Annotated in this window: 17 protein-coding genes; 8 read left to right on the forward strand and 9 right to left on the reverse strand. The window is 59.2% G+C overall.

Going from position 1 to position 25,904, the window contains the following annotated elements:
* Window positions 1-46: 46 nt before the first annotated feature.
* From F6X24_RS18425 to F6X24_RS18445, 5 genes are all read right to left on the reverse strand, one after another.
* On the reverse strand, window positions 47-613 hold the full coding sequence (locus tag F6X24_RS18425) for an IS630 family transposase (RefSeq protein WP_229725235.1): 567 nt from the start codon (window positions 611-613) through the stop codon (window positions 47-49).
* Window positions 610-996, reverse strand: coding sequence for a helix-turn-helix domain-containing protein (locus tag F6X24_RS18430; protein ID WP_151089386.1), 387 nt, complete (start codon window positions 994-996; stop codon window positions 610-612). The genes F6X24_RS18425 and F6X24_RS18430 overlap by 4 nt, the downstream gene beginning before the upstream one ends.
* A 199-nt stretch (window positions 997-1,195) precedes the next feature.
* Complete coding sequence (gene fabD, locus F6X24_RS18435) at window positions 1,196-2,035, reverse strand: ACP S-malonyltransferase (protein WP_151089689.1); 840 nt, start codon at window positions 2,033-2,035, stop codon at window positions 1,196-1,198.
* A 189-nt stretch (window positions 2,036-2,224) separates the two neighbouring features.
* On the reverse strand, window positions 2,225-4,330 hold the full coding sequence (locus F6X24_RS18440) for a T9SS type B sorting domain-containing protein (protein ID WP_151089387.1): 2,106 nt from the start codon (window positions 4,328-4,330) through the stop codon (window positions 2,225-2,227).
* On the reverse strand, window positions 4,264-5,118 hold the full coding sequence (locus F6X24_RS18445) for a hypothetical protein (RefSeq protein ID WP_151089388.1): 855 nt from the start codon (window positions 5,116-5,118) through the stop codon (window positions 4,264-4,266). The genes F6X24_RS18440 and F6X24_RS18445 overlap by 67 nt, the downstream gene beginning before the upstream one ends.
* Window positions 5,119-5,402: 284 nt before the next feature.
* Between F6X24_RS18445 and F6X24_RS18450 the strand changes: the two genes are divergently transcribed.
* From F6X24_RS18450 to F6X24_RS18460, 3 genes are all read left to right on the forward strand, one after another.
* A complete protein-coding gene (locus tag F6X24_RS18450; protein ID WP_151089389.1) occupies window positions 5,403-6,140 on the forward strand; it encodes a succinate dehydrogenase cytochrome b subunit in 738 nt (245 codons plus the stop codon).
* A 23-nt stretch (window positions 6,141-6,163) separates the two neighbouring features.
* Window positions 6,164-8,098, forward strand: a complete 1,935-nt coding sequence (locus tag F6X24_RS18455) for a fumarate reductase/succinate dehydrogenase flavoprotein subunit (protein ID WP_151089390.1) — start codon at window positions 6,164-6,166, stop codon at window positions 8,096-8,098.
* Between the two features lie 134 nt (window positions 8,099-8,232).
* Window positions 8,233-8,988 carry a succinate dehydrogenase/fumarate reductase iron-sulfur subunit gene (locus F6X24_RS18460; RefSeq protein ID WP_151089690.1) on the forward strand — a complete coding sequence of 252 codons (756 nt, stop codon included), beginning with the start codon at window positions 8,233-8,235 and terminating at the stop codon, window positions 8,986-8,988.
* 91 nt (window positions 8,989-9,079) lie between these two features.
* On the opposite strand, the gene F6X24_RS18465 is transcribed toward F6X24_RS18460, so the two are convergent.
* On the reverse strand, window positions 9,080-10,039 hold the full coding sequence (locus F6X24_RS18465) for a cation diffusion facilitator family transporter (protein WP_151089391.1): 960 nt from the start codon (window positions 10,037-10,039) through the stop codon (window positions 9,080-9,082).
* Window positions 10,040-10,512: 473 nt separating this feature from the next.
* Entirely contained in the window at window positions 10,513-13,005 is a 2,493-nt protein-coding gene (locus F6X24_RS18470) for a glycoside hydrolase family 31 protein (RefSeq protein WP_151089392.1), read from the reverse strand.
* Window positions 13,006-13,237: 232 nt separating this feature from the next.
* On the opposite strand from F6X24_RS18470, the gene F6X24_RS19295 reads away from it, so the two are divergent.
* Complete coding sequence (locus F6X24_RS19295) at window positions 13,238-15,085, forward strand: YdeI/OmpD-associated family protein (RefSeq protein ID WP_151089393.1); 1,848 nt, start codon at window positions 13,238-13,240, stop codon at window positions 15,083-15,085.
* Between the two features lie 12 nt (window positions 15,086-15,097).
* Here F6X24_RS19295 and F6X24_RS18480 read toward each other — a convergent pair whose 3' ends face one another.
* Entirely contained in the window at window positions 15,098-16,078 is a 981-nt protein-coding gene (locus F6X24_RS18480) for a Gfo/Idh/MocA family protein (protein ID WP_151089394.1), read from the reverse strand.
* A 58-nt stretch (window positions 16,079-16,136) separates the two neighbouring features.
* Window positions 16,137-17,225 carry a LacI family DNA-binding transcriptional regulator gene (locus F6X24_RS18485; RefSeq protein WP_151089395.1) on the reverse strand — a complete coding sequence of 363 codons (1,089 nt, stop codon included), beginning with the start codon at window positions 17,223-17,225 and terminating at the stop codon, window positions 16,137-16,139.
* Between the two features lie 729 nt (window positions 17,226-17,954).
* On the opposite strand from F6X24_RS18485, the gene nagB reads away from it, so the two are divergent.
* The 4 genes from nagB (at window position 17,955) to F6X24_RS18505 (ending at window position 25,904) form a co-directional block, all read left to right on the forward strand.
* Window positions 17,955-19,871, forward strand: a complete 1,917-nt coding sequence (gene nagB / locus F6X24_RS18490) for a glucosamine-6-phosphate deaminase (RefSeq protein WP_151089396.1) — start codon at window positions 17,955-17,957, stop codon at window positions 19,869-19,871.
* A gap of 137 nt (window positions 19,872-20,008) precedes the next feature.
* Window positions 20,009-21,262, forward strand: a complete 1,254-nt coding sequence (locus F6X24_RS18495; protein ID WP_317132498.1) for a sugar MFS transporter — start codon at window positions 20,009-20,011, stop codon at window positions 21,260-21,262.
* A gap of 15 nt (window positions 21,263-21,277) precedes the next feature.
* Window positions 21,278-22,213 carry a glycosyl hydrolase family 18 protein gene (locus tag F6X24_RS18500; RefSeq protein ID WP_151089398.1) on the forward strand — a complete coding sequence of 312 codons (936 nt, stop codon included), beginning with the start codon at window positions 21,278-21,280 and terminating at the stop codon, window positions 22,211-22,213.
* A 652-nt stretch (window positions 22,214-22,865) separates the two neighbouring features.
* Complete coding sequence (locus F6X24_RS18505; protein ID WP_151089399.1) at window positions 22,866-25,904, forward strand: SusC/RagA family TonB-linked outer membrane protein; 3,039 nt, start codon at window positions 22,866-22,868, stop codon at window positions 25,902-25,904.

Raw genomic sequence — 25,904 nt, forward strand, 5'->3', positions numbered from 1 at the left:
AGTGAATTTGCTGCTTTTTCAACTAGCAACTAGAGCAGATTCGTAATCAGGGTACGTGATAGCCACAATGGTCAAACCAGTTTTGCGCATCCTCGGCCGTAATCCAGGTCAGCGCCGCTTGCCAGGCGCTTGTCAGGGCCTGGCGGGTGCGGGCGGCGGCGGTGCGCAAGTGGGTTTTGAGCTTGCTGAAGGCCAATTCGATGGGCGTAAAATCCGGCGAGTACGGGGGTAGGTACAGCAGCCGCGCGCCGCGGGCTTCCACCACCTCGGCCAGCCCCTGCGCCTTATGCACCGGCAGATTATCCAGTACGACTACGTCGCCCGGCTGCAAGCCCGGCCCGAGCACCTGCTCCAGGTACACGGCAAAGCTGGCCGTGTTCACGGCGCCCTCCAGTTCCATGACCGCCTCCATGCCCTGGGCCGAGAGGGCCGCTACCACTGTCACGTTGGGGCCGTTGTGCAAGGGTACGGCCGCGTCCACCCGCTGTCCGCCTGGGGCGCGGCCATAGCGGCGGGTATAGGTCAGATTGACACTCGTCTCATCCACGAACTTGAAACGGGTAACGTCTTCGTGTTGAATAGCTTCCACAAACTCCCGGCGCAGCGCCTTCACCCGCTCGGTGTCGCGCTCGGCGGCGTGCAGACTCTTTTTTTGCGCCGTAAATCGAGTTGTTGCAACGTCTGCCAGCGCACGGTCTGCCCCACGGCGGGGCTACCGGCGGCCACCAGCTGCTGGCGCAACTCGGCCAGCGTCGCGTCGGGCTGGGCAGCTACGCAAGCCACCAGGCGCTGGCGGTCCGCTTCTTGCAGGCGGGGTGCGGGCCCGCCCCGGTGGGGCAGCGCCGCGACCGAGCCGCGCGTGCGCTGGCGTTTGAGTAGCTTATCTACGAACGAAATGGAAACGGCAAAGCGGCTGGCTACCTGGCCAATCGTGACCTCCCCGGTCGCGTAGGCGGCCACGACGCGCTCACGCAAATCAATGGAATACGCTTGCATAGCGAAAGCTACATCAAAAAAACTGTACAACAGACCCGAAACCGCTCTAGAAGCTGTCTAGGAAATATGAGAACGTCATGCTGAGCCTGTCGAAGCGATGGAGATGCTTCGACAGGCTCAGCATGACGTTCAAAAGGATTTCTGGCTAACTTCCTAAACAGCTTCCCAGCGCCCGCCGGCAGCCGTAAAAGCCGGAGTGCTACGCGGCCGAGCCGGCCGTGGCGGCAGGCTCGATTTTCTTGACCAGGCCCTGCAACACCTTGCCGGGGCCGCATTCCACGAAGTGCGTGGCGCCGTCGCGGAACATGGCCTGCACGCTCTGCGTCCAACGAACGGGGGCAGTGAGCTGGGCCAGCAGGTTGGTCTTGATTGCGGCCGGGTCACGGTGCGGAGCCGCGTCCACGTTCTGGTACACGGGGCAGCGGGCCGCCTGGAAGCTGGTGCGCTCGATAGCCTCGGCCAGCGCGGCCTGGGCCGACTGCATCAGCGGCGAGTGGAAGGCCCCACCCACCGGCAGCAGCAGGGCGCGCTTGGCGCCGGCGGCTTTCAGCACCTCGCAGGCTTTGGTAACGCCCGCCACCGAGCCCGAGATAACGAGCTGGCCGGGGCAGTTGTAGTTGGCGGCTACCACGACGTCGCCGCCGGCCGCTACGTCCTGGCAGCCCCGCTCCACGGCCTCATCGGCCAGGCCCAGGATGGCGGCCATCGTGCCGGGCTGCTCTTCGCAGGCGGCCTGCATGGCCTGGGCGCGGCGCGCCACCAGCGGCAGCGCGTCGGCGAAGGTGAGCACCCCGGCCGCCACCAGCGCCGAAAACTCGCCCAGCGAGTGGCCGGCCACCATCGCGGGCTGCCAGTTGGGCCGGGCCACGAACTGCGCCACCGAATGCACAAACACGGCCGGCTGCGTCACATCCGTGCGGCGCAAATCTTCTTCGCTGCCCTCAAATAGAAGCTTGGTGAGGTTGAAGCCCAGGATATCGTTGGCCTGCGTGAGCAGGGCGCGGGCGGCCTCGCTCTGCTCGAACAGCTCGCGGGCCATGCCCGGAAACTGCGAGCCCTGACCGGGAAACAGCACGGCCGTCGGGGCGGCTTCGGAAGGGTGGGAAGGAGTCAAGATAGTAAAAATTTAATATTCCACAAAAGCCGGCAGTTAGTGCCGGCCCGGCAAAATAAAGCCAAAAAAGCCGCCCCGGCGAGGGCGGCTTTTCCAATATAGTAAATTCCCTATTTACCGAACCAGCTCTACCCACCCTTTGTAGGTGCGCTTGGTTTGGGCTGCATCGGCAAACTCCACTTCGGCCAGGTAATAGTAAATGCCCCCCGAAGCCAGGCCGCCGGGCGCGCTTTCGCTCGTGGCGCCGCCGCCGGTCCAGTTAATGTAAGGGTCCTGGTCGCTCTCGTACACCTTGCGCCCCCAGCGGTTAAATATCTGGATGTGCGTGTGCAGCAGCGGACTGGTTGTTTTGGGCCGGAATACCTGATTGGCTTTCGAGCTGCTGCCGGGAATAAAGATATTGGGCAGAATAAAGTATACGCAATCGCTCTGGCAGGCCGAGTTACTCAAGCTGCTGCGCAGGCCATTTGCGGCTACTGCCTGTACCTTGTAGCAGTAGGTGGGGCGGGGCCGATTGCGGTCGCTATACGTGAGCTGCTGGGTCGAGTCAATCAGTATATACGTACCCGTTTCCGTGTCGCTACGGAAAATACGGTAGCGCACCGCATTGGTCAGGCAGCCGGTGGGCGCACTGCCCGTCGTCCAGCGCAGGTTATTTTGATAAAGCTGATTAGCAGACGGGTCGTAGGTAATCTTCGACAGGCTGTCGCAGTTCGTCACCTGTAGCGTGAGCACCGGCGTGCAGGGCACCGATTGCAGCGTGGTACAGGTTTGCTGGCTATTGTTGAGCAGGCTGCTCAGGAAGCTGTAGTTGGGGTACTGGCCGGTGGTCTGCACGTAGTAACAGTACTGCTGGCCCACTTGCAGCTTGCTGTCGTTGTCTACATAGGTACCGCTGGTAGGGCCGGGCGTCACGGTTGCAATCTGGTTGAAAGCCCCCGTGCCCAGGTCCTGGCGATAGATGCGACTAGGCTGCTTGCTGTTATCCCAAGGTACATTGTAAGCCCAGGTGACGGTAATGGTTTTGGCCAGGCCGTCGGGAACCAGGCTGGTACGCACGCTGGTAGCCGTGGGCGAGACTTCAGTTTTTTCAACCGGCGTCGCCCCCGACTGGTCAGTGTTGAAGAAAGTAAGCGAATACGTGTACTGGTTAGCCACAGTATTCAGCACTTGGTCAACGTAGGTCGTATCGGCCAGATTGGTGATAGCAGGGAGCAGCACGGCGGGCCCGGTGCCCGTGCTTCGGCTGAGGCGGTAGCCATACGGTGCGCTATACGTACCGCTGTTTGGCCGGGGCTGCGTCCACTTCACGGTTATCTGCCCGAAGTTGGCGTCGGTTTTATTCACATCCACATTCGTAATCATCGCCGAGCGGCCGCTCAGGGTGACGCAGCTTTCTGCCGACGCGATGCTGGCCCCTCCGGCCGGCAGCGGGAAGGTGGCGTAAATGCGGTAGCAGTACGTTACGCCCCTGGTCAGGCCTTTGCCGGCGTTATCGTCGGTGAACGTAGTAGCAGTTGCCGCCACGGTCCCCACCTGCGTGTAGCCCGCGTTGGCTGGTATTCCTGTCTGGCAATCGCCGGGCACAAAGCTCGACGGATTCTCCTTGCGATAAATCAGCATCTGGCTGGCATTGCCGCACGCGTAGTTGTCCCAGCTTACCTGCACAGCAGGGTTAGGATTGCCAATGGCCGGCACAGTCTTAAGGTTTTGGGGCGGCGGCCCGATTACCGTTATCCGCACCGGCTTCTCATCAATGAGAATGGGGTCGACCGCCGGGTTAGCGGGCTTGTCCTGCGCCTTGAACACCACGATATAGGGCTCGCTGGCTACGTTGGCACAGGTGGGCGTCCAGGTGTAGGTGCCGGTTACGGAAGTCCCTACGTTGTTCTGGGTAAACGTAGCCGGCGGAATAGTCCCGCTGTAAGCATAGAGCGTTACATTGGTTGGCGCCTGGGCATTGGGAGCCGACCCGTCGGCGGCCGAGATATTGAGCGTCACGCGCTGGTTGGCTACCACGCACACGTCGGGTGGGGCCGTCAGGTTGGGCCGCAGGTTGCTGGTTGGTACTACCAGAATCTGCATATCGCGGATAACCTGCCCAATAAGCCGATGCCCCGCCGCCGAGCGCCGCCATTCTTCTACGGTGAAGGCTACGTTGTAATACCCGGCTTTGGCCGGGGCATTCCAGGTAATCTGGCCCGTATGCACGTCCTGCACAAAAATGGCCGCCCCCCCGTGCTGGCCGGCACCCCCGTGTACGGCACCTGCAAAGCCCCCGGCGCAATAGCCGGGTCATCCGGAAACACGAAGCCGTCACATACTTTGTTAATCGGCGTATTATTATTATTGATAGCCGCCTGGATGGCGTCACCTGCTACTCCCGTCGCGGCCTGCTGGCTGGGCCGCAGCTTGAAGGCGAGCGAATCGCCATCGGCATCATAAGCGGCTGGATTGTGCAAAAACACCTGCCCCAGCCCGGCTCGGTCGATAGCGGGGGCGCGCAGCACCGGCGAGTGGTTGCGGCCCAGCGAGGGGTCTATTACAATGCGCGAGTTGATGTAAAAAGTCTGTTTATCTGAGCCGGCCATATTCACCACTCCGGCCACCCGGTTCTCGCCCACGAAGCTTACCAGGTAGCCATTAGAGTTGGGCCCTGGAAATATATGATCAAATAAATAAGTGCTTACTTCAATATCTGGATTAGATGTTGAAATAACGTCGGTGGTTCGCTGAATGGCATCTACGCCGCTAAAGGTGCCATCACCAAAAAAAATGGTAGCGGTTGGCTGCTTACCCGGCTTAGTGGGGTCAAGATAAAGCGTGAGCTTGAAGTAGATGTGATTAGGGTTGCCCGTAATCGTATCTACTTTGGCTTGGATATCGCCCGCCCGGATGTGGGTGGCCTGCGCTGCCTGCGGGCAAAGCCAGCCCAGTACCAGCAGCAGCGCAGCCAGCAGCCCGGCACCCCGCCCCCCATTCTTCCCGAATGATAAAAAAAATCGCATATACTACCAGTGTTGAAAGACCCCTTACTGACGCAAAAATCGGACCTTAGCACAATTACTTTGGTTTCTCAACCATTCGCAAAGGAGCTTGGTTATCCTAAAGTAAGCAGCAAATTGCCTAACGGTATTCGGGTGAGATTGATTCAGCCCCGGCTACCCAGGGCGGAGCTGCTGGATTTAACCTTTCTAAATAACGCTAATGTTACCTTGCTACCTTGGGCTGAGGGCGCGGCCGGCCCTACCTTTGGGCGTTACAAACGGTCAATTTCTCGGCTGAAATCTCTATGAACTGGTTTACAAAAACCTTCACCAGCAGCATCGGGCGCAAGATAATCATGTCCCTTACGGGCCTGTTTCTCTGTTCCTTTCTGGTAGTCCACCTGGTTGGCAACCTCCAGCTTTTCAAAAACGATGACGGCGTTGCCTTCAACGTGTACTCGCATTTTATGGGGCACAACCCCATTATCCGCACCCTGGAATGGGGCCTGGTGCTGGGCTTTGGCTTCCACATCTACGAAGCCCTCATGCTCACTAACCGTAACAAAGGCGCCCGCTCGCACCAGTACGACCAGTGGCAGGCCAAGCAAAACTCGGAGTGGACTTCCCGCAACATGGGCATTCTGGGCTCCATCATCCTGGTGTTTTTGATTGTGCACCTGTACAATTTCTTCTGGCGCGCCCGCTTCGGCACCCTCGATACCGATATCAACCACAACGATAACCTGTATCAGGTCGTGGTGTCGTCGTTTCATCAGTGGTGGTACGTGGTGCTCTACGTAGCGGCGCAGGCCAGCCTCGGCTACCACCTCTGGCACGGCTTCCGCTCGGGCTTCCAGACGCTGGGCCTCAACCACCGCAAATACATGCCGCTTATTAAAAACTTTGGCTATGCGTTCGCTGTCATTGTGTCGGCTGGCTTTGCTTCGATGCCGCTCTACTTTCTGCTGTTTACCAACGAGAAAGGTGCGCTGGTAAGCAACGCACCGGCCGTGCTGCACCAGCTTGTGCTGGCGTTCAACTAACCTCAGTTTCTTAGCTACCTCATATGATTCTGAACTCCAAAGCGCCCGAAGGCCCCCTGGCCGAGAAATGGGACAAACACAAGTTTAACGTCAAGCTCGTCAACCCCGCCAACAAGCGGAAATACGACGTGATTGTGGTGGGTACCGGCCTGGCCGGCGCCTCGGCGGCCGCCTCGCTGGCCGAGCTGGGCTACAACGTAAAAGCGTTTACGTACCACGACTCGCCGCGCCGGGCGCACTCCATTGCGGCGCAGGGCGGTATCAACGCAGCCAAAAACTACCAGAACGACGGCGACTCCGTTTTCCGCTTGTTCTACGACACCATCAAGGGCGGCGACTACCGCGCCCGTGAGGCCAACGTGTACCGCCTGGCCCAGGTATCGGTGAATATTATCGACCAGTGCGTGGCGCAGGGGGTGCCGTTCGCCCGCGAGTACGGCGGGCTGCTGGCCAACCGCTCGTTTGGGGGTGCGCAGGTAAGCCGCACGTTCTACGCCCGCGGCCAGACCGGCCAGCAGCTGCTGCTGGGGGCCTATTCGGCGCTGAGCCGCCAGATTGCCTACGGCAAGGTGAAGATGTACACCCGCTCGGAGCTGCTCGATATCGTTGTAATCGATGGCCAGGCGCGCGGTATCGTGACGCGTAATCTCATCACCGGCGAAACCCAGACCCACGCGGCCCACGCGGTGGTGCTGGCTACCGGTGGCTACGGCAACGTGTTCTACCTGAGCACCAACGCCAAGTACTGCAACGTAACGGCCGCCTGGCGGGCGCACAAGAAAGGGGCTTACTTTGCGAACCCCTGCTTTACCCAGATTCACCCCACCTGCATTCCGGTATCGGGCGACTACCAGTCGAAGCTGACGCTGATGTCGGAGTCGCTGCGCAACGATGGCCGCGTGTGGGTGCCTAAAACGGTGGAAATGGCCGAGCGCGTGCGCAAAGGCGAAGTGAAGCCGCAGGATATCAAAGAAGACGACCGCGACTACTTCCTGGAGCGCAAGTACCCGGCCTTCGGCAACCTGGTGCCCCGCGACGTAGCCTCGCGCAACGCCAAGCAGATGTGCGACGAAGGTCGGGGCGTAGGCTCGACGGGCCTGGCCGTGTACCTCGACTTTGCCGACGTTATCAAGCGCACCAGCGCCGAAGCGGTAAGCCAGAAATATGGTAACCTTTTCGAGATGTACGAGAAGATTACCGACGAGAACCCCTATGAGATGCCCATGCGCATCTACCCGGCGGTACACTATACCATGGGCGGCCTCTGGGTGGACTATAACCTGCAGACGACCATTCCCGGCCTCTATGCCGCCGGCGAGTGCAACTTCTCCGACCACGGGGCCAACCGCCTCGGCGCTTCGGCCCTGATGCAGGGCCTGGCCGATGGCTATTTCGTAATCCCTTACACCATTGGCGATTACCTGGCCGCTACGCCGCCCAAGCCGGTTACGACCGACCACCCGGCCTTCGCTGAGGCGAAAGCCGGTGTGCAGGCCCGCGTCGAGCAGCTGCTCAGCATTAATGGCAACCGGACCCCCGACCAGTTTCATAAGGCGCTGGGCCACATCATGTGGGAGTATTGCGGCATGGCCCGCAATGCCGAAGGCCTGAAACACGCCAAAGCCGCCATTCAGCAGCTGCGCCGCGAGTTCTGGCAGGATGTAAAAGTGGTAGGCTCGAACGAGGATATGAACCAGGCGCTGGAAAAAGCCGGCCGCGTGGCCGACTTCCTGGAGCTCGGCGAGCTGATGGTAGACGACGCCCTCGACCGCAACGAAAGCTGCGGCGGCCACTTCCGCGAGGAATACCAGACCCCCGAAGGCGAAGCCCTGCGCGACGACGACCACTATGCCTATGTGGCAGCCTGGGAGTACATGGGTGACAACCAGCCCGAGCGCCTCAATAAGGAGGAGCTGGTGTTTGAGAACGTAAAGCTCACGCAACGCAGCTATAAGTAATTTTAAATTAAAAATTATGAATTAAAAATTATGAATCAAGGGTCGGTTACCGCTAGCAGCAGCCAATCTTCAATTCATAATTTTTAATTTTTAATTCAAAGAATATGGCCGGCTCCAACCCCAACGCTAAACCAATGAACCTGACGCTGCGCGTGTGGCGGCAGCCCAACCGCCAGACCGAAGGCCAGATTGTAGAATATAAGGTAAATGAGATATCCCCGGATATGTCGTTTCTCGAAATGCTGGATGTGCTCAACGAGGACCTGCTGCACAAAGGCCAGGACCCGGTAGCCTTCGACCACGACTGCCGCGAGGGCATCTGCGGCTCGTGCGACTTGTTTATCAACGGCCGCTCACACGGCCCCGAAAAAGGCACTACTACCTGCCAGCTGCACATGCGCAAGTTCTCCGATGGTGATACTATCACCGTGGAGCCCTGGCGTGCCAATGCCTTCCCCGTAAACAAAGACCTGAGCGTAGACCGCTCGGCCTTCGACCGCATCATTCAGGCGGGGGGCTACGTGAGCGTGAACACCGGCGGCACGCCCGACGGCAACGAGATTCCGATTCCGAAGGAAATTTCGGACCGGGCTTTTGAGGCCGCTACCTGCATTGGCTGCGGCGCGTGCGTGGCGGCCTGCAAAAACGCGTCGGCCATGCTCTTCGTAAGCGCCAAGGTGTCGCAGCTGGCCCTGCTACCCCAGGGCCAGGTGGAAGCCAAAACCCGCGTGGAGAATATGGTAGCCCAGATGGACATCGAGGGCTTTGGCGCCTGCTCCAACATCGGCTCGTGCGCAGCCGAGTGCCCGGTGGGCATCTCGCTGGAAAATATCGCCATTCTGAACCGCGAGTTCCTCACGGCTAAGGTATCATCGAACAACCTGGCGTAGCTACCAGCCAGTTACAGAAAAAAGGGCGCATCAGTTTAGCTGGGGCGCCCTTTTTACGTTGCAAGGCCAAAATATATAATATTTAACATTATTAAGCTACTGAGCTTCCATAATCTGGCGGCTTACTGGCGGCTACGGGCTGAATAAAGAGGTGCTTGACGTCGGGATGCGCCTGCTGAACGGCAGTGCGCAGGCGCTCAATGATTTCGACTACCTGAGCAGCTGGCAAGCCGGGCTCGAAGCTGACGGTTAGGACAACCAGAATTTCGTGTGGGCTGAGGTAAGATGAGAGCGGCGCAGCCGTGCGGGCTACGGCCTTTTCAGCATCAACCAGTTCGGCGATGCGCTGAAGAATAGCCTCTTCGGCGGGTTCGCCCAGCAGCAGGCTCTTGGTTTCGCGCAAAAGCAGGCCGGCTACTACCAGCAGCAGCACCCCGATGAGCAGCGAGGCCACGCCATCGAGGGCGGGCTTATTCAGCCAGTGGCTGAGAAACACGCCCAGAAACGCGATAAGCAGCCCCAGCAGGTCGGAGGCATCCTCGAAGAGCACCACGAAGACCGACGGGTCCTTGCTGGCGCGGAAAGCCTGCCAGAACGGTTGCCCGCCCCGCTGGGCGTTAAACATGCGCCGCGCTACCAGAAAGGAGCCCCCATCGAAGCAAAATGCCAGGCCCAGCACCACGTAGTTCCAGGTGGGGCTACTTAGCGGCGCGGGGTGCCGCAGGTGCTCGTAGCCTTCGTAAAGCGACAGGCCGCCGCCAATCAGGAAGATAAATACTGCCACCATAAAGGCCCAGAAGTACAGCTCGCGGCCATAGCCGAAGGGCCGACGCTCGGTAGCCGGCTGCTGGCTGGCGCGCAGCCCCAGCAGCAGCAGCCATTCATTGGCAGTATCTACCAGCGAGTGAATGGCTTCGGAAAGCATGGCCGACGAGCCCGTAAACCACGCCGCCGCAAACTTGATGGCGGCGATGCCCAGGTTGGCCGCCAGCGCAGCCACGATGGCAGTTTTAGATTGAGGCGCGTCGGGGGTGTTGGTAGGCGTAGGCAAGAGCGAAGACCGTAAGAAATAAAAAGTGGCAGAGTGCCGCACGGGCTGAGGCGAGCCATCGCAGGTAATACGGCCCGGCAATGGTTTGGTATTACTCGCTGGTGCTGACGCGCCCGCCCGACTTTCCTAAAGTCAGGGGCACTTATCAACTTGGCAAGGAAACACCTTATTGGAAGCTATCGGGCAATTATGCCACTTATACCAATATTCCGCCCGTGCCCGCCAGTGGGCCGCTTCTACCTATGTCTTATTACTATACTGATAGTGCAGCAGTGGGACTGTTACGCCCGTTCGGTACGACACAGTAGGGTACGTAGCTAGTGGCACCTTTAGCTATACGGCGCACGAAATCACGACTGGTAAGCTGGTGCACGTCACCAATGGGTGCTTCGACGTCGGACTCTAGCTTACTGACTGGCACCAAAAAGCACCCCGGTGTGAGCTAGAGCGTTTTTTTGGTGCCAGTTAATATTTTATGCCTTGGTTACCGCCTCGGCCACCGGACCCACCAGCACAATTTTCACCTCGCCAAAGCCCACGCCCACCACTACGGCCGGCGCGGCTACGGTGGTTTCGGTGGCGGGGTACTCGCCGAGCGCCACGGCCTGGCCATCGGCGGCCACGGCTTTGATGGCGCCGGGCAGGCCATGCAGCACCACGCGGTAAGTAGAATAAGGTGTTTGGTAGGCGCCCGCCGTTTGCTGCGTCAGCGTGAGCGATGCGGCATCGCCCGTTACGGTAAAGCGGCGGGTGGTTTGCTGGCCTTCGTGGTAGGCATAGCCTTCGCCGCCATCGTCATAGAGCACGCTCTCAGCAGTGCCGTTTTTGTAGTACACGTGCAGCGTCAGCTGCTCCACCGTTTTTTCGCCCACGTACTGCATCACGGGCTGCATGGGCACCACGGCGCCGGCTTTCACGAAGAGCGGAATGCGGGTAAGGTCGGCCGACGCCCAGACCTCCTGCCCACCGGCCTTCAGCTCGTCGGTCCAGTAATAGTACCAGTCGCCTTTAGGCAGGTACATCCAGCGGCCATCGGCCCCGGCCTGGGTGATGGGGCAGACCAGCAGGTGGTCGCCGAGCGAAAACTCGGCCATGCGCAGGTAGGTTTCGGGGTCATCCTGGTCGAGGAAGGTGAGCGGGCGCAGCATGGGGGTGCCGCGGGTGGTGTACTGCCAAAACGCGGTGTACACGTAGGGCAGCAGCTGGTAGCGCAGCTCAATAAAGTGGCGCGCCAGGCTGGTGTAGGGCTCGCCGAAGCTCCAGGGCTCCTGGTCGCCGTGGTCGCCGGAGCTGTGGGTGCGAAAGAACGGGTGAAATGCCCCGAGCGCAATCCAGCGGGCGTACAGCTCGCCGTCGGGCGTGTCGATGAAGCCACCGATGTCGGAGCCGATGAAGCTGAAGCCCGAGATACTCAGGCGCTGGCACTGAATATTAGCCAGCCAGAGGTGGTCCCAGCTGGCAATGTTGTCGCCGGTCCAGCCCGACGAATAGCGCTGGCCGCCCGCATACGTGCTGCGCGTAATGGTAAACGGCCGGTTGGGGTAGCTGAACTGCTTCACGCCATTGTTGGTAGCGCGGGCCATCTGCATACCGTAAATGTTGTGGGCCTTGCGATGCGAGGCCGGCTGGCCGTCGTAGCCGAAGCGCACGTCGTCGGGAAAAGTCCCCTTTTCAAACACGGCGGGCTCGTTCATGTCGTTCCACACGCCTTTTACGCCCACCTCCTGAATGAGGCCCTTAAACAGCCCAGCCCACCATTCGCGCACTTCGGGCCGCGTGTAGTCGGGAAAGTTGCACTGGCCGGGCCATACCGAGCCTTTCATCAGCGGGCCATCGGCGCGGCGGCAGAAAAAGTCGTTCTTCAGCCCCTCCTGATACACCGGGTAGGCCGGGTCAATCTTAATGCCGGGGTCGATAATGACGACCAGCTTAAAGCCGTCGGCGGCCAGCTCCTGCACCAGGCGCTTGGGCTCGGGAAAATGCTGCGGACTCCAGGTAAAGCACCGGTAGCCATCCATGTAGTCGATGTCGAGGTAAATCGCATCGCACGGAATACGGCGCTCGCGCAGGCCCCGGGTAATATCCTTCACGTTGCTTTCCGGAAAGTAGCTCCACTTGCACTGGTGGTAGCCCAGCGTCCAGAGCGGCGGCAGCTCGGGCGGGCAGGTCAGGCAGGTGTATTCCTCGGTTACTTCGAGCAGGGTGGGGCCGTAGATGAAGTAGTAGTTCATCTCGCCGCCCTCGGCCCAGAAGCTGGTCACGTCGGCGCGCTCGGCCGCAAAGTCAAAGAAGGCCTTGAAGGTATTGTCGAAGAAAATACCGTGGGCGATGCGCTGATGTAACACCTGAAAAAACGGAATATTCTTATATAGCGGGTCCGACCCTTTTACGTAGCCGTAGGTATCGGAGCCCCAGTTGCAAAACCGCTGGCCGCGCAGGTTCATATTGGCGGGCTTATCGCCGAGGCCGTAGTAGCATACGCCGCTGGGCACCTGCTGGCTCATCTTCACGATGTCGTTGCCGGTGTCGTCGTCGTGGTGCCAGTGAAAGCCCTTTTCATCAGCCGAAAGAATATTGCCGGAGCGGTCGAGCACGCGGGTGCGCAGCGAATCCTTCCAGACGATGCAAATCAGGCGGGCCGTGGTAAGGCGGTAGTGGTCGCTCTTTTCCTTAAACTCCAGAAAGCCCGGCACGCTGGGGCGCAGGGTATGCTCCACGGCCGGGTCGGGCACGGCGTAGCTGAAATCGGGTTCGGCCGGGCTTTCGGGCGTCAGGTAGCGAAAGCGCAGAATCTTATCGGAAAGCACCTGCAGCAGCAGGCGCGTCCCGTTATCGGTCGTAAAAGTGAAGAGGTGGTCGTTGGTTTGCTCCACGAGCTGCACCGGGCCGGGCAGGTGCTCCTGGCGCGCTTGGGCGGCCAGGTCGTTGAGCATATAGTTATTTTCCTGAACGGAATTGGTAGGCATACTGGGGAAGGGCTGAAAGAGCAGTGGGGGCTTGCGCACCTAACGATAAAAAGCCGGCCGTAGCCGATAGCTGCGCAGCTCTCAGCTCGCAAGTTAGTTTTTAGCGCTGGCATAAAGCTGAGGCCCGGAATTGGAAACGCCTCTTCGCCGGCCGGTAGCGCAATTATATTTTTTAGCTTATCCATTATCCTGCCTTCCGCAGTGCCGTTATTCGCAGGGTTAATCTCCGCCGATGCTTTTGCCTGCTGCCGCTACGCCCGCCCCTATCGCCGTTCTGGTACTGGCCTGGGATGAGGCGGCGCCAGCCGTACGGGCCCTGCTGGCCGCCACGCAGGCCCCCGAGCCGGTCGTCGATTCTATCGTCGTGCTGGTGCCCCAGGCCGACGCCCCCGACCAGCTCAGCCCCGAAGAATACCTGCCGCTGCCCTTGGCCGAAGCGGAAGCCGAGCCGGTTCCGGCGCCCAGCCCGGCGCCGGCCCAGGCAGCGCCCCTGTCCGAAACGGCCCTGGCAAGCCCCGCGCCCGCGCCGCCTACCGTAGCCCACCCGGTCCCGCCGGCAGCTACGCCAGCCGCCGCACCGCTGCCCGCCTGGTCGCTGGTGCGGGTAGTGCGCCTGGCGAGCCTGAGCTTACCCGAACTGGCCCAAAAAGCCGGGCAACCCCTGCCCGCCCCTATCTGGACCGGGGCCGCCGGACGCCCGGCGGCCCCATACCTGGGTTCGGCCGAAGCAGCTCCCGGCTTTACCCAACCAGCCACCCCGGAGCTGCCCGCCCAGCAAACCCAAGGCTATGCTTCTACTTCCGCGCCGTCACCAGCGCCGCCGGCGGCGCTAACCTGCCCCGTGCCAGGCCAGCTACCTGAGTCGCCGCCGGCTGCTGAGGCCGTGGCGCGGGCCTTTGCACCACCGGCCGCGCCCAGCGAAGCGCCGGCCCAGGCTCCTGAGCCGGAAGCAGCTTTACTTACCCCGGCAGCTGCCGAGTCGAGCGAGGTGAACAGTCATTATATAGAAAATTCTGAATATAACGCCAACCCGTTGTCGGCTCACGCGGACTGGCCGCAGGCCCTGGCGGCTTTAAAGCAGCCGGTAGCCTTGCCGGAAACGCCGGAAACCGCCGCGCCTGCCCCGGCTCCCAACGAGCCCGCTCTCCCGGTGCACCCGGCCCTGCTGCCGGCGGCGCAAAGCTTTTCAGCCCCCGATTTGAATTTTCAGGTTATTCAGTACGCGCGCTTTGCCGTGCCGGTGGCGCGGGCTGAGCCGGGCTTTGAAGCTATTTATGCGCCTGCCTGGCCCACGTGGCTGGCGGCCCAGGAGCTGCAGCAGCGCACCGGCCAGCCGCTGGTGCTGCACGTAGTCAGCCTGGCGGCGCGCACCGAAGAATCTCTGGCTACGGCAACCGGCTGGATAGCCGAGCTGCAACGCCAGGCCCTGCGCCGGGCCGACCTTATTCTAACCGAAACACCGGCCTTGGCAGAGCGGGTTCGCCACGAGCTGCACCTGCCCGCCGGCGCGGTGCGCCCCATCCCGGCCAGCGATACCGCGGCCATTGCCCAGGCGCTGCACCAGGTCCGGGCGCGACTGGTGACGCGCGAGTTAATTTTGCCGACGATGACGGAATTTGAACAGGAATTTGAAGCGGTGCTCGAAGCCGACCCGCGTACCGGCGACGTATTTGTAGTAGCGCCTTTTTCGGTGGCCGAGCTTTACGGCACCCAGGAGGAGCTGCTGGTGCAAACGGCTATCGACGGCTTTCCGTACCAGGGCGAGCTGCTGCCGCTCGGCGATGGCTACCACGCCCTGGTGATTCCGCGCGAGGTGCGGCGCGCCGTGGGCAAAACGGTGGGCGACGTGCTGCGCGTGGCCCTGCGCCACGACCTGAGCGAGCGCGTGGTGACCATGCCCGACGACCTGGCGGCCAGCCTGGCCGCAAATGCCGCCGCCCTGAAGTTTTTCAAAAGTCTCACCAAACCCGAGCAACGGGCCTACGTGCGCTACCTGAAGGGCGCGAAAACCGCCGAAACCCGCGCCAAGCGCCTCACCGAAACGGTGTATCGCCTCAGCATCGGTCGCAAGCGCGAATAAGCGGCCGGCCGCTTATTCGCCTGGGTAGCGCAAGCCGATTTGCCGGCGCACCTCATCGGCCAGCTCCATCAGCTGCAGGCTGAAAGCCAAAGGCAACAGCGGACTTTCCAGTAAGCCCTGCGCCAGGCACTGCTGCACGTGGGCGGCTTCGTAGTGGTAGCCATACCCCGTTGTTGGGGAAGGAATTACCTGCGCCTCCTGGCCAAACACCTGCATGCGCAGGCCGCTGGGCGCATGAAACCGGCCGGTAAGGTGCAGCTGGCCGGCCGTGCCATACAGCACGCAGCGGTTATCGGTTGTAGCGGCCAGCGTAGAAACCAGGCTGGCCGTGGCCCCGCTGGCATAAGCCAGGGCCATCGCGCAATTGAGGTCGACTCCCGTAGCCGTGAAGGTCGATACCGCCCGCACGGCTACGGGCGCGCCTAAAAAAAGCTGGCTGATAAAAAGCGGATAGACGCCGATATCCAGCAAGGAGCCCCCGGCCAATGCCGGGTTAAACAGCCGGCCGGTGGGATTATACTCGCTGGCAAAGCCAAAATCGGCAACCAAATGCTTTACTTCCCCGATGGCCCCGGCCCGCACCAGCTCCAGAGCCTGGCCGATAGCCGGAAAGAAGCGCGTCCAGAACGCTTCCATCAGGAAAACCCCGCGCTCCTGCGCGGCCTCTATCATTTCCCGCGCCTCGCCGGCACTGCGGGCAAATGCTTTTTCGCAGAGCACGGGCAAGCCGGCGCGCAGGCACAGCAGGGCGTGGGCGTGGTGCTCCGAGTGAGGAGTGGCAATGTAGACCACGTCGAGGTCGGGCACGGCCAGCAGCGCTTCGTAGCTGCCCACGGCGTGCGGCACGCCGTAGGTGGCGGCAAACTCCTGCGCCTTGGTCGGGCTGCGGGAGGCCACGGCATGCAGGCGGGCCTGGGGCACCAGCGCCAAATCCTGGGCAAACTTATGGGCGATGTTTCCCAGGCCCAGAATGGCCCAATTGAAGGTGCGCATAGTATAAATCGGGACAAAAGCCAGCCTGCCCTTGGCACGCACCACTTACCGCTTCTGCCTACGCAGCGGGAGCAGTGATGTAGTATTGCAGGTTTTCTTTCGTGATAATATCGAGTGGCAGGTACTTGAGCGGCAACACCTCTTTCTTAAAAACCAGCAAATCGGCCAACGTGAAAATACCCCAGTAGCCTTGCTCCCGGGGGTTTTGGTTTATTAAAAAGTCGATGATATTCTCATTCAGAAAATGAATATTCTTTTCGAGCAGGTCGTACCCCACCAGTCGGATATTCTCACGCTGGTAGGCTTGCAGATAAGGAGCTATCTCATAAGCTTTTGAAGTACTCACAAAAATCCCTTTCAGCTGAATTGCCTCATCATCGAGCAAGCGGTTGAGCTGCCGGGCAAAAGAGGGCTCGGTCGGCTGCGGCAGGTCGATGCTGATGATGGTGTACGGGCTTTTGGCCTCGGTTGCAGTAGCGGCAAGCTGCGCAAAGTAATCGCGAAAGCCCCGCTCCTTTTGGGTTACGTGCACGGAGTTGGCTACGTCTTCCGCAATATGCACTATCAAAAAAGTGCCGGGCTGCGCCTGCCCAAACTGCACCAGCTTGCCCGCCAGAAAGCCGCTTTGGTAAGAATCCTGCCCAACGTAGCTGAGCGATTCCAGCTCAGCAATGTAGGTATTAAACAGTACGTAAGGAATGCTTTGCGCCTGCCACCGCGCAAAGAAGGTCAGCGACTCACGGTAAAACAGCGGCGCAATCAAAATACCGTCGGGCTGTGAGGCTGTCGCGGCTTCAGCCTGCTCTATAAAAGACGAAACCTCCGTAAGGCTATACGGGTATATAATAACGTTTATACCATACTGTTTGAGCTCCCTGCCGGCTTTCTCAATACCATCCCAGGGAGCTTGCCAGTAAGGGTCGAGCAGGTGGTCGGGCTGCAGCACCGCCAGCCGATAGCTGCGGTTGGAGCCCAGCGTACGCGCTATCATATTGGGCTCGTACTCCAGCTCTTTCATCATCAGCAGTACCTTCTGCCGCACTTCCTCCGAAACCCGGCCCCGATTGTGCAAAACCCGGTCTACGGTTCCGACCGAAACGTTTGCTTTGGCTGCTATATCCTTGAGGCGCACCGCAGTTTTACTCATGTGTATGCTAAGCGCTTACTTGAAAAATTTAACAAAGTTATCACTTAGAGCGGCTTTGGAACAGGTAAATAGTAGTGCAAATTTTGTCGTTCGCATTCCCGCGCCACCGCAACGGGTGTGCATCGCGGACGCGAGCTGAACTATAAAGCCAGCGCTACCTACGCTGGCCATACTCTCCAAAAGTAGCAGCACGCCCGATAGCAATGCCAGAGCGGTTTGCAAGTGAGTGTACAGGTTGAAAGGGGCGGGCTATGAAACTGCTTTAGCTGGCAACAGGGAGCGAGCCGAGCATTGGCAACCACTCCATCAGTGTTCCTTGACCATACCCGGCTGCCGGTTGCCAGCTTCCTTTTTTCAGTTGCTACCAGCCAACTGCCGGAGCATAAAAGTAGTCTGGGCTACCAGCATACGTCGGAAAGGCTCTTGCATTAGTTATACACTTTCCTTTTTTCGGAATACGAGAGAGCGCAAAAATATTTTTTTCGCGTGTGCGGGCACTCATAGAAAATATTTTTGCGTGTGCGCGCACATTTTTTTATTCCAGGGTTTGCTTTGCTTAGGCCAGGTGCTTAAGTTTGGGCAGAATTAGTTGTATCTGCTACGAAAAATCCTATTATCAGTCTCTGCTGCAAGATTCTTATGCCAGCCCTGCGGCCGTTGTAAGCGGCTTGCGTCGGCCGCCTCACTCTGCTTACCCCAACTCTCATTTTTTACATTTTAAAATTTGACATGGAAGTTCTTAACTATCCCGAGACTACGTTTGAGAAGCTTCCGGTAGTCATTTTCGAGCACGCGGCGCAGGGAGCTATCCGTATTGCCCAGGAGATTGCGGGCATTATCCGTCACAAGCAGCAGAAAGGCAAAAAAGCCGTGCTGGGCCTGGCCACCGGCTCGTCGCCCATTGGGGTGTACCAGGAGCTGATTCGCCTGCACCAGCAGGAAGGCCTCAGCTTTGCGAACGTCGTCACGTTTAACCTCGACGAGTACTATCCCATGCAGCCCGACGAGCTGCAGAGCTACGTCTATTTCATGCACGAGCAGCTGTTCGACCATGTCGACATTTTGCCCGAAAACATTCACATTCCCGATGGCACGCTGGCCATAGAGCAGGTAAAAGAATACTGCCAGGCGTACGAGCAGCAGATTAAGGACTGCGGAGGGCTGGATTTGCAGCTGCTTGGCATAGGCCGCACCGGGCACATTGGCTTCAACGAGCCGGGCTCGGCCAGTACCTCGGTTACGCGCCTGGTAAAGCTCGACCCGCTGACGATTACGGACGCGGCAAAAGACTTTATTAAGGAAGAGTTTGTGCCGCTCCGGGCCCTGACCATGGGCGTGGGCACTATCATGAAGGCCCGCCGGATTATCCTCATGGCGTGGGGTGAAAGCAAGGCCCGCATTTTGCAGCAAACTGTGGAGGGACGGATTTCGGATGAGGTGCCCGCTTCCTTTTTGCAAAACCATCCGAATGTGAGCGTGGTAGTAGACCAGTGGGCGGCCCTGGAGCTGACTCGCATTAAAACGCCGTGGCTGGTGGGCATGTGCTCGTGGGACGACAACCTGATTCGGCGGGCCGTCATCTGGCTGAGCTTAAAAATGCAGAAGCCCATTCTGAAGCTTACCGATGAAGACTACAAAGACGGTAGCCTGAGCGACTTGCTGGTGGAGGCCGGCAATGCGTATAATCTTAACATAAAGGTATTTAACGCCATTCAGCATACAATTACGGGTTGGCCGGGCGGCAAGCCCAACTCAAACGATGCGCAGCGCCCCGAGCGGGCAGTGCCCGCGAGTAAGCGCTCGCTCGTTTTCAGCCCGCACCCCGACGACGACGTGATTTCCATGGGCGGTACGCTGCTGCGCCTGGTAGACCAGGGGCACGAGGTGCACGTGGCTTACCAGACCTCGGGCAACCTAGCGGTATTTGACGACGACGCGCGGCGCTTTGCCGACTTCGCCCTTGACTTTGCCGAAAAGCAGCAGCTAGGCGTAGCGCAAATGCGCCAGGAACACGCAGCGGTAGTGGAGTTTCTGAAGCACAAAAAGCTCGGCGAAGAAGACAGCCTGCTGGTACAGGATATTAAGGCGCTTATTCGTAAAGGCGAGGCTATGGCGGCCTGCCGCTTTTGCGGAGTGCAGGAGCAGCATATCCATTTTATGAATATGCCCTTTTACGAAACCGGCCAGGTAAAAAAGAAGCCGCTTGGCGAAGCCGATATCGAGGAAACCATTGCTATTCTACAGCAAATCAGGCCGCACCAGATTTTTGCGGCCGGCGACCTGCGCGACCCGCACGGTACGCACCGCATTTGCCTGGATGCTATTTTTGCGGCACTTGCTCGCCTCAAAGGTCAGGAAGAATGGGTGGAGGACTGCTACCTGTGGCTGTACCGAGGCGCCTGGCAGGAGTGGGACGTGCAGGAGATTGAGATGGCAGTGCCCATCAGCCCCGAAGAGCTGCTGCGGAAGCGAAAAGCTATTTTCAAGCATCAGTCGCAGAAAGACAGCGCCGTATTTCCGGGCAACGACAAGCGCGAGTTCTGGCAGCGCTCCGAAGACCGCAACCACGCAACAGCAAAGCTTTACGATAAGCTAGGACTAGCTGAATACGAGGCTATTGAAGCCTTTGTGAGGTATCGCTTTTAACTACTATCCTCCGCTGTACGGGTGTACGAGCAGCCCAGCGCCCGACTCCTACCCCTGACTGCTTTTTCCGGATACTATACCTCACTTATCTGCTTATCTGCTCAATGGAAAGCTCCCGCAGGCACGTCGTTCCCCCTTTGGTTATTATTGGTGCGCTGTTTTTCATTTTCGGGTTTATCACCTGGCTCAACGGAACGCTGATTCCCTTTTTAAAGATAGCTTGTGAGCTAACGTATTCGCAGGCGCTACTGGTGACGTTTGCCTTTTACATTGCCTACGTTTTCTTTGCGCTTCCTGCTTCGCTGCTGCTGAAAAGAACCGGGTTTAAAAATGGCATGGCCCTGGGCCTGGTCGTTATGGCGGTGGGAACGGCCGTATTTGTGCCCGCGGCGCAGGCCCGCTCCTTTAGCCTGTTTCTGGCCGGGTTGTTTGTACAAGGCGCGGGCCTGGCCCTGCTGCAAACGGCCTCCAACCCCTACGCCAGTATTCTGGGGCCGCTGGAGAGTGCGGCCCGTCGTATCAGCATCATGGGTATCTGCAGCAAAATAGCGGGTGCCCTGAGTCCGGTTATTATTGGCGCGGTAGTGCTGAAAGGCTCGGCCCAGCTGGAAAGCCAGCTGGCCGGCCCCCTGGCGGCAGCTCAAAAACAAGCTCTGTTGCAACAGCTGGCGCACCGGGTTATCGGGCCCTACCTGCTGATGACGGGCGGACTGCTCGTTTTGGCCGTGCTTATCAAGCTGTCGGGCCTGCCCGAAATAGGGTCTACCCCGCCGGCTGCAAGTGCCCTGCCACACCAGTCGGCTAAAAGCATCTGGCAATTTCCACATTTATGGCTGGGGGTGCTAGCCCTGTTTTGCTACGTGGGGGTCGAGGTCATTGCCGGCGACACCATCATTCAGTATGGCCGGTCGCAGGGAATCAGCCTCGATATTGCCCGCAACTTCACGTCTTGTACGCTGGTGGCCATGCTGGTAGGGTACCTTATCGGGGTAGCTACCATTCCCAGGCGGCTAAGCCAGCAAGCGGCGCTTCGCATCTGCGCGGTGGTAGGCATCTGCTTCACCATCGGCGCATTATTCACCCAGGGGTATATATCTGTTTTTTGCATTGCCATGCTGGGGCTCGCCAACTCGCTGATGTGGCCGGCCATCTTCCCACTCAGTATCCGTGGGCTGGGCAGCCTTACGGAGCAGGGCTCGGCCTTGCTGATAATGGGCATTGGAGGTGGCGCGGTACTGCCCTACCTGTATGGCAAAACCAGCGAAGTGCTGGGCCTGCAGCATGCCTATTTAATACTGCTTCCGTGCTACCTCTACATCCTGTTTTTTGCGCTGAAAGGCCATGCCAGCCAGGGTAAGGCCAGGATAACGTATGCTATTCCAACCATTTAGCCCACCCTATTATCTATGAAAGCCAGCCAGTTAGCTCAGGTAATTTTGGTGGCGCTGCTGCTGGCCCCGGCGGCGGGCCGGGCCCAGTTTCGGGTGGTAGGCTACGTGCCGTCGTGGCACGGCAGCATAACCAACGCCCAGCTTGCCCAGCTCACCCACGTTAACTATGCCTTTTTGCAGCCTACCGCCACCGGCGGCCTGCACCCCATTGATAATCCTGCAAAGCTGCGGCAATTGGTAGCGGCCGCCCATGCTGCCCACGTCCGGGCCCTGGTATCGGTAGGCGGCTGGCACGACGGCGACCACAGCGCCTTTGACGCTATCGGGGCCAGTGCCCAGTACACCCGCGCGTTCGTCGCCAACCTGCTGCATTTTGCTGACGACTACCAGCTCGACGGGATAGATATTGATTGGGAATATCCGGATACCTGCACGGCTCCCGGCTACGCGGCCCTTTTACAGCAGCTCGCCGCCCGGCTGCACAGCCAGGGCAAGCTCCTGACTGCCGCGGTGGCCGGCGGGGCCTGGGGCGGGCCGGGCATCGAGCGCGGCGTATTCGAAAGCGTTGATTTTCTGAATATTATGGCCTACGATGGCCCGCACCCGATGCATGCCACTTACGCCTCGGCGGTTCAAACGCTGGCCTACTGGAAGCTGCGCGGCTTACCAGCCAGCAAAGCCGTGCTCGGAGTGCCGTTTTACGCCCAGCCCGGCGGCATACCCTATGCCAGCCTCCTGGCGCAGGGGGCCGACCCAAATGCTGATAGCTTTAAGAACCTGGGCTATAATGGTCTGGCCACTATAGCGAGCAAAACCACCCTTGCGCTCGACCAAGCCAGCGGTATTATGATTTGGGAATTGACGCAGGATGCGGCCGGGGCCAGCTCGCTGCTGGCCGCTATCAGCCGGCTGGTAGCGCAGCACGCCCAGGCACCTGCGGTCGGGCGCTGACGGGCCACGTGCCGCTCTAACCCACGCCCTCCGAAAGTACGCGGCCTGCTTTATCCCTGCGGCTTGCGCCCCAGCATAATTACAAATTGTGCTGCCCGCTTCTCTATCGGGCAGAGGCAAACAAGGCAGAAAAGAAATATTTATGCGTGGGCGGGCACTTTAAACAAATATTTTTGCGTGTGCGCACACATTTTTTTCATCATCTCCTTGTTTTGCTTAAGTTAAGCAGTTATGTTTGAGGCAGATTATTTAGTAATAGTTCAAAAAGTCGCATCTGACCAGCAGTAAGCTGCCCGCTGGGATAAGACTGGTAAGGCAACCCACTGCTGGCCGACGCGCTGCTCTAAAGCAGGCTCTCCGGCCAATTTTATTGAACGTGCGTCCTCAGGCGAACGCATAGCGACGGGGCCAGCACTACCAGGCAATGCCTACTTTATACAAGTAAAAGATATTTCCTTTATAAGAATATCTTAAAGACCAGGCCGGCTATTGCTACCTGTCTTTTGCCTCCCTGGTTCCGGCCAGGCCTTACCGGACCTTTTCGGCCGGCTTCAGACTACCTGGCTGCTAGCCGTGGCCCAAGTCTTTCCACATTCTGCTTTTGACCTTGCTGCGCCCTCTTTTCCCATCACTAAACAATCTCCCGGACCCTATGAAAAAGATTACCTGGCTTACTTTTTTACTGCTTTTGGGCCTGCAAGGCCTGGTGCAGGCTCAAACAAGGACAGTATCCGGCAAAGTGACCGATGTTAAGGGCGCAGGCATACCGGGGGTTACCATTATTGTGCGCGGCACCCACCAGGGCATTAGCTCCAATGGGGAGGGCAGCTTCTCTATTGCCGTGCCCGATACGGCAACGTTGGTTTTTTCGTCGGTCGGCTACGATTCCCAGACTGTCCACGTTCTGGCCCAGAACGTACTTACTATAACGCTCAAAGAGAACGCTCAGGCGCTGAATGAAGTCGTCGTAACTGCCCTGAACGTAACGCGCGAACGAAAAACCCTCGGCTATTCGGTAACCGAAATAAAAGGCGAGTCGCTGACCCAGGCACGGGAAACGAACATAACCAACTCGCTGGTAGGCAAGGTAGCCGGCCTCAACGTCAACTCCACGGCGGGCGGGCCGGGCTCGTCGAGCAACGTTATCATCCGGGGGGTGTCGAGTCTTAACCAGACCAACCAGCCGCTGTATGTTATCAACGGCGTGCCCGTGGAAAGTCAGCCCAGCACGGCGAATAGCGGCTCGCAATACGATAACTCGCCGGACCTGGGCGACCCTATTTCCAACATCAATCCTGACGACATCGAAACCATCTCGGTGTTGAAAGGGGCCGCGGCCTCGGCCCTGTACGGCTACCGGGCCAAGGCCGGCGTTATTCTGATAACGACCAAAAGTGCCCGGGGCAACGACGGTATTGAGCTCAACAGCAACTTTGTAGCTGAAAAAATATACAACCTTACCGACTGGCAGTATGAGTACGGCCAGGGCGCTAACAATATGAAGCCCACGACGGCCGTCGGGGCCGCGCAGGTCGGCAACTCCAGCTGGGGCGGCAAGCTCGACGGCTCCAGCGTGGTGCAGTTTGACGGCACTTCGCGGCCCTACGTGGCTCAGAAAGACAACCTGCAAAACTTCTACCGCACGGGCAGCAGCCTTACCAATACCCTGGCCTTCAATAAGAGCTTCGACGGGGGCTCAATACGTTTTTCGGCCAGCGACCTCTCAAACCGAGCCGTAGTGCCCAACTCGGGCCTTGACCGGCAGACCTTCAATTTTACGGGCACTTTCAACCCGTACAAGCACCTGAGCCTTGACGCGCGGGCCAACTACATTCTGGAGCAGGCCCACAACCGCCCCATCCTGGCCGACGGGGCCGGCAATGCCAACTTTAACGTCATCTTTCTGCCTACCAGCCTGGACGTGAGGACCCTGGCTCCGGGCACAAAACCCGATGGCACCGAGCTGGTGTACAACACGGGCAACCCCTACAATACCAACCCCTACTTCGCGGCCCACAACTTCGTCAACAACACCACGCGCGAGCGCCTGCTTTCGAACGTAACCGCCCGCTATACTCTGGACAACGGCTTGTTTTTGCAGGGCCGGGTAGGCCGCGACAGTTACACCGACCGCTACACCAGCGTTACGCCGTCGGGGACGGGCTACCTGCCGGGCGGCAAAATTATCGAGCTTTCTACCGATTTTACCGACCTGAACGTGGACGGGCTGGTTGGCAAGTCGTTCAAGGTTGGTGACAGTTTCACCTTTACGCCCAACCTGGGGGCCAGCTACCGCCGCACCAGGTCGGAAACCCTCCAGAACATCGGCAACAACCTGGCCATCTTCGGGGTGAACTCGCTTAATAACGCGAATGACAAATCGTCGCAGGTTTTCCCGAGCGACCAGGAAATTCAGTCCGTTTACGGCTCCCTGGACCTGTCTTACCGCGAATATTTGTTCGTCACGGCCACCACCCGCCGCGACTGGTTCTCGACGCTGGCAACGCCGGGCCGGGACAACAACCTGGGTATTACGTACCCAGGGGTGAGCGCCTCGTTTGTGTTCTCTGAGCTTTGGAAACCGGATTTTCTGTCTTTCGGCAAAATTCGGGCGGGCTATTCGCGGGTCGGCCAGGCTACTATTCCTTACCAGACGCAGCTGAGCTACGCGCTGCTGCCCGTTACGCTCAACGGCCGCCCGCTGGGCACCCCCAGCAACGTCAACATCCCAAACAGCGACCTGCTGCCCTCCAGCGCTACCGAGCTTGAGGTAGGCACCGAGCTGGCCTTCGTGCAAAACCGGGTGCGCCTGGACCTGACCGTTTACAAGAAAAAATCGTCGAATGAGATTACGTTTGCCCCGGCTTCTATCAGCTCGGGCTACCAGGGCGCGGTGCTGAACGCGGGCGAGATGGAAAACAAAGGCGTGGAAATGCTGCTGACCGTGCTGCCGGTGAAAACGGCGGCCTTTACCTGGACCTCGTCGCTTAATGCCGCTTACAATAAAAACACCGTGCTCTCGCTGGCCGCCGGCCAAACGCAATCAGTGTATGCTACGTCGCGCTCGGGGGTAGGCTACATGGCGCAGATAGTGGGCAAGCCATTTGGGCAGGTAATGGCCTACGACAACAAGTATAATACCGATGGCAGCATTGCCACTACTACCAACGGCGTGCCCGCCCGCGGCGACCTGACCGCCTACGGCACGGCGTTTCACCCCCTGACCGGCGGCTGGAGCAACGACTTTACCATGGGCCACTTCAACCTGGGCGTGCTGATTGATGGAAAATTCGGGGGCAAGATTTTTTCGGCTACCGACTACTACGCCACTGTTTTTGGCCTGCGCAAGGAAACGCTGGTGAACCGTGAAGGCACCTTCGGCACCGACAAGATTGACGCCGCGACTTACTACGGTACGCTGGCCAATAACGTGTCCAAAGACTTTGTGCAGGATGCCAGCTTTATCAAGCTGCGGCAGGTAACGCTGGGCTACTCCTTTCCCACCGCCATGTTTAACAACCACATTCAGCGCCTGACGCTGAGCCTAGTGGCCCGCAACCTGGCCTTTTTGATGCGCAAGACCGACAACATTGACCCTGAAGGCAGCTACAACGCCTTTTCGCAGGGCCTGGAGCTGGGTGGGGTGCCGCCGTCGAAAACGTACGGTCTTAACCTGAGCGCCAAATTCTAG

The organism is Hymenobacter baengnokdamensis, from assembly GCF_008728635.1.
Lineage (GTDB): Bacteria > Bacteroidota > Bacteroidia > Cytophagales > Hymenobacteraceae > Hymenobacter > Hymenobacter baengnokdamensis.